General features: G+C 66.0%; 12 protein-coding genes. 8 read left to right on the top strand and 4 right to left on the bottom strand.

Annotation, left to right across the window (positions count from 1 at the left end; all coding sequences use genetic code 11):
- Positions 1-63 precede the first annotated feature (63 nt).
- The 3 genes from ACYQ3G_RS05470 to ACYQ3G_RS05460 form a co-directional block, all read right to left on the bottom strand.
- Complete coding sequence (locus tag ACYQ3G_RS05470; RefSeq protein WP_459823352.1) at positions 64-834, bottom strand: DUF4198 domain-containing protein; 771 nt, start codon at positions 832-834, stop codon at positions 64-66.
- A gap of 246 nt (positions 835-1,080) precedes the next feature.
- A complete protein-coding gene (locus ACYQ3G_RS05465; protein ID WP_459823347.1) occupies positions 1,081-2,547 on the bottom strand; it encodes a DEAD/DEAH box helicase in 1,467 nt (488 codons plus the stop codon).
- An 88-nt stretch (positions 2,548-2,635) separates the two neighbouring features.
- Positions 2,636-4,267: a sensor domain-containing diguanylate cyclase gene (locus ACYQ3G_RS05460; protein ID WP_459823342.1), complete on the bottom strand. Its 1,632-nt coding sequence runs from the start codon at positions 4,265-4,267 to the stop codon at positions 2,636-2,638.
- A 167-nt stretch (positions 4,268-4,434) separates the two neighbouring features.
- On the opposite strand from ACYQ3G_RS05460, the gene ACYQ3G_RS05455 reads away from it, so the two are divergent.
- From ACYQ3G_RS05455 to alaS, 5 genes are all read left to right on the top strand, one after another.
- A complete protein-coding gene (locus tag ACYQ3G_RS05455) occupies positions 4,435-5,052 on the top strand; it encodes a LysE family transporter (protein WP_459823336.1) in 618 nt (205 codons plus the stop codon).
- A 25-nt stretch (positions 5,053-5,077) separates the two neighbouring features.
- Entirely contained in the window at positions 5,078-5,437 is a 360-nt protein-coding gene (locus ACYQ3G_RS05450) for a tRNA-binding protein (RefSeq protein WP_459823330.1), read from the top strand.
- A gap of 9 nt (positions 5,438-5,446) precedes the next feature.
- Positions 5,447-6,292 carry a DMT family transporter gene (locus ACYQ3G_RS05445; RefSeq protein ID WP_459823323.1) on the top strand — a complete coding sequence of 282 codons (846 nt, stop codon included), beginning with the start codon at positions 5,447-5,449 and terminating at the stop codon, positions 6,290-6,292.
- Positions 6,293-6,474: 182 nt separating this feature from the next.
- Positions 6,475-7,527, top strand: coding sequence for a recombinase RecA (gene recA / locus ACYQ3G_RS05440; RefSeq protein WP_028576394.1), 1,053 nt, complete (start codon positions 6,475-6,477; stop codon positions 7,525-7,527).
- A 172-nt stretch (positions 7,528-7,699) separates the two neighbouring features.
- A complete protein-coding gene (gene alaS, locus ACYQ3G_RS05435) occupies positions 7,700-10,339 on the top strand; it encodes an alanine--tRNA ligase (protein ID WP_459823319.1) in 2,640 nt (879 codons plus the stop codon).
- 99 nt (positions 10,340-10,438) lie between these two features.
- On the opposite strand, the gene ACYQ3G_RS05430 is transcribed toward alaS, so the two are convergent.
- Positions 10,439-10,804, bottom strand: coding sequence for a hypothetical protein (locus tag ACYQ3G_RS05430; protein ID WP_459823316.1), 366 nt, complete (start codon positions 10,802-10,804; stop codon positions 10,439-10,441).
- Positions 10,805-10,933: 129 nt separating this feature from the next.
- Between ACYQ3G_RS05430 and ACYQ3G_RS05425 the strand changes: the two genes are divergently transcribed.
- The 3 genes from ACYQ3G_RS05425 (at position 10,934) to ACYQ3G_RS05415 (ending at position 14,585) form a co-directional block, all read left to right on the top strand.
- A complete protein-coding gene (locus tag ACYQ3G_RS05425; RefSeq protein WP_028576397.1) occupies positions 10,934-11,779 on the top strand; it encodes a sulfide/dihydroorotate dehydrogenase-like FAD/NAD-binding protein in 846 nt (281 codons plus the stop codon).
- Entirely contained in the window at positions 11,763-13,178 is a 1,416-nt protein-coding gene (gene gltA, locus ACYQ3G_RS05420; protein WP_084435255.1) for an NADPH-dependent glutamate synthase, read from the top strand. The genes ACYQ3G_RS05425 and gltA overlap by 17 nt, the downstream gene beginning before the upstream one ends.
- 138 nt (positions 13,179-13,316) lie before the next feature.
- The gene (locus tag ACYQ3G_RS05415; protein ID WP_459823304.1) at positions 13,317-14,585 is read left to right on the top strand and encodes a PSP1 domain-containing protein; all 1,269 of its coding nucleotides are present in this window, start codon (positions 13,317-13,319) and stop codon (positions 14,583-14,585) included.
- Positions 14,586-14,609: the final 24 nt, after the last annotated feature.

Raw genomic sequence — 14,609 nt, 5'->3', positions numbered from 1 at the left:
GACCCGCCGGGAGGGTTGCCGGCGGGTCGGGGTGAACGCATCTGTCGAGGCAGTCGTGTAGCCCTACTTGCGCACGGGTTCAAGAAATTCCGTCCACAGCACGGCTCCGAGCTCCACGTCCTTGGGCGAGCCTTCGTGGTCCATCTTCGCGTCCGCCGTGTTCAGGGCGGCGAAGCCCCACCAGCCGGCAAAGGGCACTCCGTAGGTGAACACGCCATTGTCGTCGGCCTTGACGACCTGGGTGATCATGTAATCGTTGGGGGCTTCACGCTTGTCGTCCCGGTTGTAGAATTCCACTTCGACCATGGCTCCGGGTACGGGCTTGCCGTCGAGGAACACCTGTCCCTGGAAGACGTTGCCTACGTAATTGCCGAAGGGGCGGGTCAGGGGCACGATCTCGGTCTTGAGGCCCAGGGGGCGGTCCCAGCCCTCCTCTTCGCCGAAAGCCGGCACGACGGTCTTGGTGATGTGGACGATGAAGCAGTCCTCGGCCGGCTCCCAGTAGGGCTTGGGCTCCATGACGAACTGGTACACGCCGGGTTTCGTGACGGCGTAGCCGGCGCTCCAGGCCTCGTTGCCCATGACCTTTGCAGGTTTCAGGGCAGGCAGCAGGTCCGCGGATTCCCCGTCGGCGAAGACCTTAAAGGATGCGGGGGAGGCCAGCGGCATGCCGACCATTTCCATGGGGTGGGAAAAGGACAGGGTCAGGGTCAGGGCCGCGTCCTTCTTGTCCGCGACGCTGCCCGCGGAGGGAATGAGCATGCCGAAATGCGCCAGGGCCGAGTTGGCGGCGCAGAAGACCAGGGTGAAACAGAGCAGAAAGATTCTCATCATCGCGGCGCACCTCCTGTCCCGGGTGCGTGCGTGGAATACGGTTCGCCCCGGAAATCACGTTGGAAGAGTATTGAACTCAAGAAAGAGCCGAAAAGATAACACCGAAAATCAAATCATAACACTGCCGGATGAACTACTGCCGAAACAGGATTGTTGTCAATCATGATTTTGAGGGGTTGCGTTACAAAGAGGCGTGAACGCAGGCCGTCTGGATATGGCGGTTCATCCGGGCGACCTGCGGACGTTTCATGCGGGTTTCTTGGATTTGGGACGCCGTGCGGGAGGGCTGCCCGCGGGCCTTCCTGCCTGCGCGGGCTTGCGGCTGGACGGGGAGCTGGGTCTGTCGGCGTCGGACCGTCTTGCGGTCGGTTTGGCCTGGCCGCCGGATTTTTGGTTCGGGTTTTGCTGCTGCTTGTCGGCAGATTCTCCGTGCCTGGCCTCCGGACGACGCGGCCCTTTCCCGGATTTTGGGACTGATGGCTCGGATTTCCGGGTTGTCTGGGCCTTGCCTGGCGTGCGCGGTGAACCGGGGGCCGCCGGTCCGCGTTTGCGCGGCGCAGGGGCCAGGGGCTGCGCACCGGACGCGTCGGACGGCGCCAAGGCGCCGCGCACCATGCGTACGGGCTCCATGGCGATGTCAAGTTCCTCGGCATAGCGTCTGGCCAGGCGGGTTTCGGGCTCGGTCAGCAAGGTCAGGACGAGCCCGGCGGCCCCGGCGCGGCCGGTTCGTCCGGCGCGGTGCAGGTAGTCCCGGCTCTGGCTCGGGGCGTCGAGGTTGACCACCAGCTCCACGTCGGCAATGTCCAGGCCGCGGGCCGCGATGTCCGAGGCGATGAGCACCCGGGCCTTGCCCCTGCGGAAGCTGTCCAGGGCGGCCTGGCGCTCGAACTTGTCCCTGGCCCCGTGCAGGTCGGCCACGGCCAGCTGGTGATAGTCGAGGCGCTCGGAGATGCGTTCGGCGCTGGCCCCGCGGTGCACGAAGACGAGGGCGCGGTTGGGTTCGAGGCCGCGCAGGGCCTTGCGCAGCCACTCGATCTTGTCCCGCTCCTCGCACACGAGGTAGCAGTGGCGGATGGTGGGGCTGATGCTTGCCTGCACGCGCACGAACTTGAGGTCCGGGGCCAGGCCCTTGGCGATGCGGGTCGTGGCCGGGCCTTCGGTGGCCGAGACGAAGACGAAGCGCGTCTGCGGCCCCAGTTCGCCGGTGATGTGCCGCACATGTTCGAGCCCTTCCTCGATGAGCAGGCGGTCCGCTTCGTCGAGCACCAGCCAGGCCGTGTCGCGCAGCTTCAGCTTGCCCAGGTCCAGCAGGTGGGTGATGCGTCCGGCCGAACCGACGACGATGTGCGGCTTTTTCTTCAGCCCCTCGATCTGCCGGCTGGCGGCCGCGCCGCCGATGAGGGCCTGGACCCTGATCCCGAGGCCGGCCTCCGCCGACAGTTCCTTGGCTACGCGGTTGATCTGCATGGCCAGCTCGTGGGTCGGGGCCAGGATCACGGCCTGCACGTGCGGGCTTTGCGGGTCGATGCCCGCCAGGATGGGCAGGAGATAGGCCAGGGTCTTGCCCGATCCGGTCCGGGAGATGAGCATGGCCGAGTTGCCGGCGGCCAATGCGGGCAGGGCGGCTTCCTGCACGGGCAGGGGTTCGCGCAGGCCGCGTGCGGCCAGGGCTTGAACAAGCGGGATGGGTAATCCGAGTGATTCGAATGACATAGATTTCCTTTGGGTCCGGCTTACTGCCGGAGGATGAAGGCGGCGGGTTCGTTTCCCGCGCCCGGCGAGGAGAGATTCGGCGGGCGCGCTATTCGGCCTTGAACTGTTCGGGCGTCCAGGCCTGGACTTTGTTGCGGCCGGAATTCTTGGCCTGGTACAGGGCCTGGTCGGCTTGTTCAAGGAGTATGTCCATGCTGCCGTCCCCTTCCTCGGGCGAGGGGACCGTGGTCACGACGCCGATGCTCAGGGTCACGCAGGGCGCGGCGTCGGACCCGGAGTGCTCGATGCGCAGATCCCGAACGGCCTGCGCCAGGACCCCGGCGATGTGCTCGGCCCCTTCGGCGTCGGTGCCCGGCAGGATCACGGCGAACTCCTCCCCGCCGTACCGGGCCAGCAGGTCGGCCGGACGCTGCATGTGCAGCTGCATGACAGCGGCCACGCCGATGAGGCACATGTCGCCCTGCTGGTGCCCGTAGGTGTCGTTGAAGTTCTTGAAATGGTCCACGTCGGCCAGCATGATGGACAGGGGTGCCTGCTCGCGCATGGCCCGTCGCCATTCCTGCTTGAGGTAGACGTCGAACATGCGACGGTTGGCGATGCCGGTCAGGGCATCGTTCAGGGAGAGCTGCGTGAGCTGCTCGTTGGCCCGCTGGAGCTCCACGGTGCGGTCGCTGATGGTCTGGACCAGGGAATCGAGGCTCTTGGCCAGGACTCCTATCTCGTCCTTGCGAGGGAGGTCGAGGCGCAGGGAGTAGTCCCCTTTCTCCTGCAGCTTGACGGCATGGTCGGTCAGGCGCTTCAGGGGCCTCAGAACCACGGCCTGCATCATCAGGTTCAGGATCACGAGCACGGTCACGCCGGAACCGATGACCAGAAAGACGGCGTAACGGATGCTGGCGAGGCCCTTGCGGGTGGTCTCGCGGGGAAAGAGGTACTGGACCCCGAAAAGGGTTTCGCCGGTTTCGTCCTGGTATCCTGCACAGGACACCATGTTCCCGCCTTCGGTCTTGGTGAAGTAGTGCAGGTCGCCGACGGTCATGGGCGTCATCCCGGACGTGTGGCAGAGGGGCTTGGCCATGTCGAGGGGGCCGACGATCTCGAAGGACAGGCGGGTCTGTTCCTGCAGGGTTTCGAGCATGGCTTGGTTCAGGAAGCGTCCCATGATCAGGAAGCCGTTGGAGGGGCCCGACCCGTCGGAGCGCAGAATTTCCCGGGAGGCGAAGAGCATGGGCCCGGCTTCGGTGTTGAATATGCCCCTGTTGCCCCTGCCGCCTGCGGGAGAGGGGTGCACGGAGAGCGTCGTGTGCTTCAGGTCGATGTGCCCGCCGTCCATGAAGCCGAGCTGCAGCGTCGTCTTTTCCTCCAGGTCGCGGACGCGGCTCCAGACGATGTTGCCGCTGGTGTCGCAGAAGGCGATCATGTTCAGGGAGATGTTGTCCAGGGAATCGTCGCTCAGGTTGCTTTCGATGAAGCGCTCGGAGCCAGTGGCCATGAAATCATGGGAATCGTTCCACGTCGCCCAGTCGCGGCACAGGCGCCCCACGTGGTAGGTTTCGCGGTCGATGGCGTGGAAGATGCGCTGCAGGTTCTCGCCGGCTTCCCGATATTCCAGCTCCAGGAAGCTGGGGTAGATGATGAAGCGCTGGATGATGAAATCCGCAGCTCCAAGGGCGGCGAAGAGAACGAAGATGATGAGGAAGACCTTGGTTCTGATGGACATGGGGACTCCTTGAACCGTTTGAGCGCTGCGTTCCCCTCGCTATCCGAGTTCTCCCCGAGGGACAAGCGGGAAGAAGCAAAGGCTTGCGTTTCCTGCGCAAGACGGCGTAAGGCCCATGCGTCCGTCCGGCTTTGCGCCCGGGCCGCCATCCTCTGCGGATAAGGAAGATGCTCGAACTCGTCACCGTCGCCACAATCACCATTTTGGCCGTCATCAGCCCCGGCGCGGATTTCGCCATGGTCACCCGCAACAGTATGGTCATCTCCAGGCGGGCCGGAGTGCTGACCGCCGTCGGCATCTCACTGGGCGTGCTGGTTCACGTGGCCTACAGCCTGCTGGGGGTGGGTCTCGTCATTTCCCGGTCGGAGATGGTTTTCAGCCTGATCAAGTATCTGGGCGCAGCCTATCTCGTCTGGCTAGGCATCGGCATGTTGCGGGCTAGGCCCGCGGCGTCCGGCACGGCGCCCTTGCCGCCCCTGTCCGACCTCGGCGCCCTGCGCCGCGGTTTTCTGACCAACGCCAGCAACCCCAAGACCACCCTCTTCGTGGTCAGCCTGTTCACCCAGGTGATCAGCCCCCGGACTCCCCTGCCGGTCCAGCTCGGCTACGGGGCGTTCATGTCCCTGGCCCATTTGGCGTGGTTCGTCCTGGTGGCCCTGGCCTTTTCCTCCGTTCCGGCCCAGCGGGTCGTTGCCTCGGCCCGGCACCACGTGGAGCGGAGCATCGGCGGCGTCCTGGTCTGCCTGGGCCTGGCTTTGGCCCTGGCCTCGCTGCGGCAGGCGTGATGGCCCCATCGCACAAGGAGAAATCATGGCTGCTGAATTGAAGCCCGAGGTGAGCTTCGAAGAATCCTTCGCCCTGCTCGACGCCCGTCTCGGGCGCATCGTCGAGGCCGAGCCCTGCGCCGAGACCCCCAAGCCGACGTACAGGATGGTCATCGACTTCGGCAAATACGGCCGCCGCACGAGCTACGGGCGCTTCACCTCCCACCCCGTGGACGAGGTCGTGGGGCGGCTGGTGCTCGGGGTGCTCAACTTCCCGCCGCGACAGATGGGGCCGGTTGTCTCGGAAGCCCTCGTGCTCGGCGTGCAGTACCCGGGCAAGGACAGCGGCGAGGCGACCTTCGTCTCTCCGGCCGTGAACGCCAAGCTCGGCAGCAAGCTCTTCTAGGCCGTGCCCATGAAGCCCTACCTCTACGCCATGGGCGCGGTGCTCTGCTGGGCCAGCCTGCCGGCGGCCACGGGCAGCGGCCTGGACGGCCTCACGGTGCCGGAGCTGCTGTTCTTCAGCTTCGTGCCGGCCGCGCTGTATCTGACCGCGCAGGAAATGGTCATCTCGAAGCGCGCGGCCATCCCCTGGCCATCGCCGCGCCTGGCCGCCCTGGGACTCGTCGGCATCTTCGGCTACCACGCGGTCTATTACCTGGCCCTGGACCACGCCCCACTGGTGGAAGGGGCCATCCTGACGACGACATGGTCCTTCTGGATCGTGGTCTTTTCGTCGGTCCTGGCCAAGCGCCGCCTGTCGGTGCCCGTGCTGGCCGTGGCCCTGGCCGGGCTTCTGGGCGCCGGGCTGGTCGTTTCCGGCGGCAGAAGCCTGCAGTTCGACCCGCGCCATCTCCCCGGCTACGCCCTGGCCCTGTGCTGCGGGCTGATCTGGAGCGGCTTCTCCGTTGCCCTGTCCCGGTTGCGGCCCACCAGGGACTACATGCCCGCCTTCACCGTCCTTGCCGCGGCCTGCTCGACCGTGGTCTACGCCGCCGGCGCCCCCCAGGGACTGCCGCCGGCCGGAGCCCTGCTCTCGGCCCTGTACCTGGGGCTCGTGCCTCTGGGCCTGTCCTTCACCCTCTGGAACCGGGCCGTGACCACGGGCAACATGACCGTCATCGGCTACCTCTCCTACCTCACCCCGCCCCTGGCCGTGCTGCTGGCGGCCCTGGCCCGAGGCGCAGCCGTGACGCCCCACGCCGTGGTCGGCATGGCGGTCATCCTCGTCGCCGCCTTCGTCGGGCGGCGCATCGCCTGAAGGCGAGCGCGGGGCGTCGAACGCAGTCGGCGTCCCCGGGGGAAACCGCCTCGGCGTGGGCATATTGTCGAACCGGGGGCGCCGCCGGGCACCGGTTTCCCGGCATTGTCTTCCATACCCTTATTTGCTACGAGCGCTTGTTTCTCTGTTTTCGCCGAACCCCAACTTTCATGGAGCATCTCATGGCCCGACCAAAAACCGCATCCCCCGAAGACGCGCGCCGCGAAGCGCTGGAAACCGCGCTGGCCACCATCGAGCGCCGCTACGGCCAGGGCTCGGTCATGCGTCTTTCCGACACGTCCCATCAGGTCGTTCCGGTCATCCCCACGGGATCCATCGGGCTGGACCTGGCCCTGGGCGTCGGCGGCATCCCACGCGGCCGCGTGACGGAGATTTTCGGGCCGGAATCCTCGGGCAAGACCACCCAGGCCCTGCACATCATCGCCGAGGCCCAGAAGCGCGGCGGCGTGGCGGCCTTCATCGATGCCGAGCATGCCCTGGACATCAACTACGCGCGCAGGCTCGGGGTCAAGACCGAAGATCTGCTCATCTCCCAGCCCGACTACGGCGAGCAGGCCCTGGAAATTGCGGACATGCTGGTCCGCTCCGGCGCCGTGGACGTGGTCGTGGTGGACTCCGTGGCCGCCCTCATCCCCCAGTCCGAACTGGAGGGGAACATGGGCGAGACCCAGGTCGGCAGCCAGGCCCGCCTCATGTCCCACGCCATGCGCAAGCTGACGGGCACCATCCACAAGTCGCGCACGTCCATCATCTTCATCAACCAGCTGCGCATGAAGATCGGCATGACCGGCTACGGCAGCCCCGAGACGACCACAGGCGGCAACGCCCTCAAGTTCTACGCCTCCGTGCGCATGGATCTGCGACGCATCCAGACCCTGAAGGACAAGGAGGAGTCGTACGGCAACCGCGTGCGGGTCAAGGTGGTCAAGAACAAGATGGCCCCGCCCTTCCGCGAGGCTGAGTACGACGTGCTCTTCGGCACCGGCATCTCCCGTGTGGGCGAGTTGCTCGACCTGGGCGTGGAACAGGGCGTCGTCGAGAAGAGCGGCGCCTGGTACGCCTTCGGCTCCGAGCGTCTGGGCCAGGGCAAGGAGAACGTGCGCGCCTTCCTGCAGGACAACGACGAGCTGCGCATGCAGATCGAGCGCGCCCTGCTCGAACAGCTGGGAATGCCCGTGCCCGAGGAAGCGCCCGCGGCGGCGCCAGCCGAGTAGTTTCGGCTGATTTTCAGTAACATCAGAGGCATGGATTTACCCTGTCGGGCGCACGTCGCGGGAATGACGCAACCTTGGCGTCATGGCGCGACGTCATTCCCGCGAAGGCGGGAATCCATGCCTTTCACCATATCATGCCCTGGCGAGAACGGGGATCAACGAGGTAGACAACGTGATCAGCGCCGGTGAAATCCGCAAACGGTTTTTGGAATATTTCGAGAAGCACGGCCACAGCGTGCAGCCCAGCTCATCCCTGGTCCCCCAGGACGACCCGACCCTTCTCTTCACCAACGCCGGCATGGTCCAGTTCAAGAAGATCTTCCTGGGCCAGGAGAAGCGCGACTACACCCGGGCCGCCACCTCCCAGAAGTGCCTGCGCGTGGGCGGCAAGCACAACGACCTGGAGAACGTGGGCCGCACGGCGCGCCACCACACCTTCTTCGAGATGCTCGGCAACTTCTCCTTCGGCGACTACTTCAAGGAAGACGCCATTCGCTTCGCCTGGAACTTCGTGACAGTGGAGCTGGGCCTGGACAAGGAGCGCCTCTACGTCTCCATCTTCCGCGACGACGACGAGGCCGGCGAGCTGTGGCAGAAGGTGGCCGGCGTGCCGGTGGAGCGCATCTTCCGCCTGGGCGAGAAGGACAATTTCTGGGCCATGGGCGACACCGGCCCCTGCGGCCCATGCTCCGAAATTTACGTGGACCAGGGCGCGGACATGGCCTGCGGGCCGGACTGCGGCATCGGCAAGTGCGACTGCGACCGGTTCCTGGAAATCTGGAACCTCGTGTTCATGCAGTTCAACCGCTCGGCCGACGGGACCATGACGCCCCTGCCCAAGCCGAGCATCGACACGGGCATGGGCCTGGAGCGCATCACGGCCATCTGCCAGGGCAAGCGCTCGAATTTCGACACCGATCTCTTCCAGGGCCTGATCCAGGCCATGGCCAGGAAGGCCGGCGTGGCCTACCGCCAGCATGCCGACTCGGATACGGCGCTTCGCGTCATCGCCGACCACAGCCGCTCCATCGCCTTCCTGCTGGCCGACGGCATGCTGCCCTCCAACGAAGGCCGAGGTTACGTCCTGCGCCGCCTGATCCGCCGCGCCTACCGCTTCGGCAAGCTGCTGGGCTTTGGCGAGCCCTTCCTGTGCGAGACCACGGCCCAGGTCGTGGCCGAGATGGGCGCGACCTTCCCCGAACTCGTGGCTGGCCGGGACTTCATGGTCCGCGTCGTACGCCAGGAGGAGGAGCGTTTCGGCGAAACCTTGGACAAGGGCCTGCGCATTCTCGAGGACGAGATGGCGGCCCTGGCCGCCAAGGGCGAACGGACCATCGGCGGCGAGACGGCTTTCAAGCTCTATGACACCTATGGGTTCCCCCTCGATATCGTCAACGACATCGCCGAGAAGCAGGGCTTTGCCGTGGACGAGGCGGGCTTTCGCGAGCACATGGCCGTGCAGAAGAAGAAATCCAAGGAAGCCTGGGCCGGCTCCGGCGACAAGGGCCTGGCCGGGCAGTTCGCGGCCCTCATGGGTTCGGGCCTGGAATCGGCTTTCATCGGCTACGACTGCCTGTCCGCCGTGAGCCGCATCGTCGCCCTGCTGGACGCCGAAGGCCAGCCCGTCGAACGCCTGACCGGCGGCACGGGCTTCATGGTCACGCTCAAGACCCCGTTCTACGGCGAGTCCGGCGGCCAGATGGGCGACACGGGCCGGGTGCAGGCCCCCACGGGCGCGGCCCGCGTGGTCGATACCCTGAAGCCCGCGCCGACGCTTCTCGTGCACAAGATCGAGATCACCGGCGGCGAGATTCTGGCCGACCAGGAAGTGGAGCTTTTCGTCGAGGAGGGAGAGCGCGTGGCCACGGCCCGCAACCACTCTTCCACCCACCTGCTGCACGCGGCCCTGCGCCGGGTGCTGGGCGAGCATGTCAAGCAGGCCGGCTCACTGGTGGGGCCCTCGCGTCTGCGCTTCGACTTCACCCACATCTCTGGCCTCACGGCCGAGGAGCTGCAGCAGGTCGAGGACGAGGTCAACCGAGCCATCCTGGCCGACGCGCCCATCACCACGCAGGTCATGTCCTATGACGCGGCCGTGAACGAGAAGCAGGCCATGGCCCTGTTCGGCGAGAAGTACGAGGCCGACGTGCGCGTGGTCGAGATGGCTGGCGAATCCGTGGAACTGTGCGGCGGCACGCACCTGGAGTCCACGGGCCAGGCCGGTTCCTTCACCATCCTGTCCGAGGCCGGCATTGCCGCCGGCGTGCGCCGCATCGAGGCCCTGACGGGCTGGGACGCCCTGCGCCACTGGCAGGCCCAGCGCGAGGAGGTCCGCAATGCTGCCGCCCTGCTCAAGGCCGCCCCGAACGAGGTCTCGAAGAAGATCGCGGCCCTGCAGGACCAGGCCAAGGTTTTGTCCAAGGAGCTGCAGGCCCTGCAGGCCAAGGTCATGTCCGAGAGCGGCAAGGACCTGGCCTCCGAGGCCAAGGACATCGTCGGCATGAAGGTGCTGGCCAGGAAGGTCGAGGCCCCGGACATGAACGCGCTCAGGAATCTCATGGACGACCTGCGCTCCAAGATCTCAAGCGGCATCATCGCCCTGGCCGCCGAGATAGACGGCAAGGCCATGCTGGTGCTTGCGGTCAGCAAGGACCTGCACGGCCGTTTCACGGCCCCGGCGCTCATCAAGGAGGTCTCGGGCGAGATCAAGGGTGGCGGCGGCGGGCGTCCGGATTTGGCCCAGGCCGGCGGCTCCGAGCCGGCGGGCATCGACCGGGCCCTGGCCAGGCTCGAGGCGTTTCTGGCGCAGTGACGGGGAAGGGCCGCCTCCGGGCGGCCCTTTCGCTTTCGGTCCCGCTCGGACGGTCATTGACAATCGATAATCTTTTTGGCGAGATGGCCGTGTCGGAGTCTAAACCACGACGCTGATCATGGGGGAGACGCTGCGCAGGTTGGCCTGCTGGCCGTAGGCCATGGCGCCCAGGCGCCTGGTGGTCGCATTGGCGGCATAGCTGCCTGCGGCCGCAAAGGGCCGAACGTGCTGGGTCAGGTACTGCAGTTCAAGCTCCTGGGCGAAGTCCTTCAGGATCTTGGGCGCGGGTTCGTCGGCGAAGGAGATGTTCTGGGTGCTCAGGCTGACGCCGAGCTTGCCGAGTTGCACGCCGACCGTGCGGGTGGAGACGCGGGCGGACAGCATCTGCCGCGAAAACCCCGAACTCCACTGCGCGTCGGAGCCGAGGCTCTGACTGGAATACGCGCTGATGGGGTCTGAGGTCATGGGCACATCCTTCCTTTGACGGTCATATTTCTTTACAATCGCCCAGGTAGTTTGACAAGCAGCGATGAAGCGGCGGAATTCTGGGCCACTTGTTCAATAAGACGCCCCGCTTAGGGCATGGAGGAATTGGTGAGCACGACCATACTGAAAAAAAGAATTCTCATCCCAGGCCGGGTCACGGAGATGACCCTGGACGCACCCGAGATCGCGGCCAAGGCCAAGCCGGGCAATTTCGTCATCCTGCGCGTGGCGGAGGACGGCGAGCGCTTTCCGCTGACCATCGCCGACGCCGATGCCGGGAAAGGGACCATCACCATCGTCTACCTCGTCCTGGGCAAGAGCACGGCCATTCTGGACAGTCTGGGCGAAGGCGATGCGGTCCTTGACCTTTGCGGCCCACTGGGCCGGGCCACGGACATCCACAAGGTCGGCACCGTGATCTGCGTGGGCGGCGGCACGGGCATCGCGGCCATGCACCACATCGCCAAGGGCCATGCTCAGGCCGGGAACAAGGTGGTGTCCATCATCGGCGCGCGTTCGGCCGATCTGCTGCTCTTCGAGGAGGAACTGTCCAAGTTCAGCCACGAAGTCCTGATCGCCACGGACGACGGCAGCAAGGGGCAGAAGGGCTTCGTGACCCAGGTGCTGAAGGAGCGCCTGGAGTCGGACCCGGAGGTCAAGGAGGTCGTGGCCGTGGGGCCGGTGCCCATGATGCGCGCCGTGGCCGAAGTGACGCGGCCCTTCGGCGTGAAGACGGTGGTCAGCCTCAATTCCATCATGGTGGACGGCATCGGCATGTGCGGCGCCTGCCGGGTGCGCGTGGACAACGCCATCCGTTTCGCCTGCGTGGACGGGCCGGAGTTCGACGCCCACAAGGTGGATTTCAACGAACTGATGATGCGGCTGGGGTCGTACGTTCCGCAGGAAAAACAGTCCTACAAGTGCTACTGTGAGTGCCATGGCAAAGAAAGCTAAGCTTCTCCCACGCGTGTCCATGCCCATGCAGGACCCCCATGTCCGCCGGGGCAACTTCAACGAGGTCGCCCTGGGGTATACCCTGGAGCAGGCGCAGGCCGAGGCCAGGCGCTGTCTGCAATGCAAGAACCCCACCTGCCAGGCCGGATGCCCGGTCGAGGTGGACTGCAAGGCCTTCATCCATGAGGTGGCCGAAGGGCGGCTCGACGAGGCCTACAAGGTCATCAAGGCCACCAACAGCCTGCCCGCGGTCTGCGGCCGGGTCTGCCCCCAGGAGAAGCAGTGCGAGGCCAGGTGCAAGCTGAACCCCACTGGCCAGCCTGTGGCCATCGGCCGCCTGGAGCGTTTCGTGGCCGATTCCTATTACGCCGTGAATCCGTGCGACGCCGTCACCGGCGGGGATGACTGCAAGCTTCTGCGCGAGGATCTCAAGGTCGCCTGCGTGGGCTCGGGCCCGAGCAGCCTGACGGCGGCCGGGTACCTGGCGGCCCTGGGCGTGTCCGTGACCGTCTTCGAGGCCCTGCACGAGGTCGGCGGCGTGCTGACCTACGGCATCCCCGAGTTCCGCCTGCCCAAGTCCATCGTGCACACGGAAGTGGAATTCCTGAAGCGCATGGGCGTGGTCTTCAAGACCAACTGGGTCGTGGGCAAGACCGTGTCCGTCCAGGACTTCTTCGATCAGGGCTACAAGGCCGTGTTCATCGGCGTGGGCGCGGGCCTGCCCAAGTTCCTGAACATTCCCGGCGAGAGCCTCCTGGGCGTGTACAGCGCCAACGAGTACCTGACCCGCGTCAACCTCATGCGCGGCTACAAGTTTCCCGAAGTGGACACGCCCGTGGCCGCCGGCCGCCAGGTCACGGTCCTGGGCGGCGGCAACGTGTCCATGGACGCCGCGCGTACGGCCCTGCGCCTGGGAGCCGAGAAGGTGACCATCGTCTACCGCCGCACCAAGGAAGAGATGCCGGCCCGCCTCGAAGAGCTCGAGCACGCCCTGGAGGAAGGGGTCTGCCTGGAAAACCTGGTCGCCCCCGTGGCCTTCAACGGCGACGAGAAGGGCCATCTGCGGAGCCTGACCGTGCAGCGCATGGAGCTGGGCGAACCCGACGCCTCGGGGCGGCGCAAGCCGGTGCCGGTGGATGGGGCCTTCTTCGACATCCCCACGGACCTGGCCATCCTGGGCATTGGCACGGGCCCCAACCAGGTCCTGCTGCGCGAGACCCCGGAGCTGACGCTGAACAAGTGGGGCTACATCCAGGCCGACCCCGAAACCGGCGAGACGGACATCCCCATGGTCTTCGCCGGCGGCGACATCGTCACCGGCGCGGCCACGGTGGTCCTGGCCATGGGCGCGGGGCGCAAATCCGCCCGGGAAATCGCGCGCAGGCTCGGCCTTCTCTAGCTTGTCACTTTCGGCTTCTCCCGCTACACAACCGGTTCCGGGCATCGGCCTGGAACCGGTTTTTTGCGCCGTGGCGCACGAACGTGAAACCGTCATCACCTCCCGCGCAGCGCGACGGGATCATCCTTTGGAATATATATGGCTCAATACGTAGGTGTTTCTTTCAGACGCCAGGGACAGATATACTTCTTCCTGTCGACGCCCTTCGTGCTTTCCCTGCACGACATGGTCCTGGTCAAGACCGAGGAGGGCATCGGCTTCGGCGAGATCGTGGCCTTGCGCGACGATCTGCCCGAAGGCGTGGACCCGGAAACCGTCAAGCCCATCTACCGTCCGGCCACGGCCGAGGACATTGCCATCGACCGTGAAAACCGGGAGTTGGCCAGTGAGGCACGCAAATACTGCCAGCGTTCCATGGCCCGCCTGCACCTAGACATGAAGCTCGTCGACGTCGAGATCTATTTCGACAAGAGCAAGATGATCTTCTATTTCACGGCGCCTGGCCGGGTCGATTTTCGGGAGCTGGTCAAGGATCTGGTGCGTAACTACCGCACCCGCATCGAGCTGCGCCAGATCGGCGTGCGCCACGAGACGCAGATGATCGGGGCGCTCGGCAACTGCGGGCAGATGTGTTGCTGTCGCCGTTACCTGCGCCGTTTCGAGCCCGTGACCATCAAGATGGCCAAGGACCAGAACCTGTTCCTGAACCCGGCCAAGATTTCGGGCGTCTGCGGGCGCCTGTTGTGCTGCCTGGCCTACGAGAAGGACAATTACGCCGATTTTCAGCGTCGCGCCCCCAAGCTCGGCCGCCGCTACATGACCACGCAGGGACCCATGAAGACCCTCCGGGCCAACATGTTCCGCGACTCCGTCAGCGTGGTGACCGAAAACGGCGAGGAACTCGATTTTTCCCTGACGGACTGGGCGGCCATGGTTCTGCCGGACCAGCCGCGCGTTGTCGCGCAGGACGACTCGTCCGATGACGTGCCCGCCGAACTCGCGGCTCTCATGGACCCCGAGGTCCGGGGTCAGGGCGGGCGCCAGGACCGCCGGCCCAAGCCCATGCGCAAGGACAACCGCCCGCGCCAGGGCGGCGATCGCGGTCCACGGCCCGAGCGTTCTGAGCGCACTGACAGGTCCGAGCGTGCGGAACGCGCCGACCGGCATGATCGTTCTGAACGAACGGACCGCCCGGACCGCCCGGACCGCCCGGACCGCCCGGATCGCCAGGACCGTCCGGACCGGGCCGAGCGGCCCAGGCCCAGGCCCGAAAGCGGCGAGGGCGGCGAGCGCAGGCCCGAAGGGTCAGGCCAGCCCCGTGAACGCAGAGACGGGCGCCCACGCGACAAGCGGCGCAGGTCCGGTCCGAGAAAGGACCAGGCCCCCAAGCCCACAGAGCAGCAATAACCTCCGGCAGATAAGGAGCACAGC

The sequence above is a fragment of the Desulfomicrobium salsuginis genome, assembly GCF_054657795.1.
The sequence above is the reverse complement of the archived record's forward strand: the minus strand, read 5'-3'. Positions and strand labels throughout refer to the sequence as shown.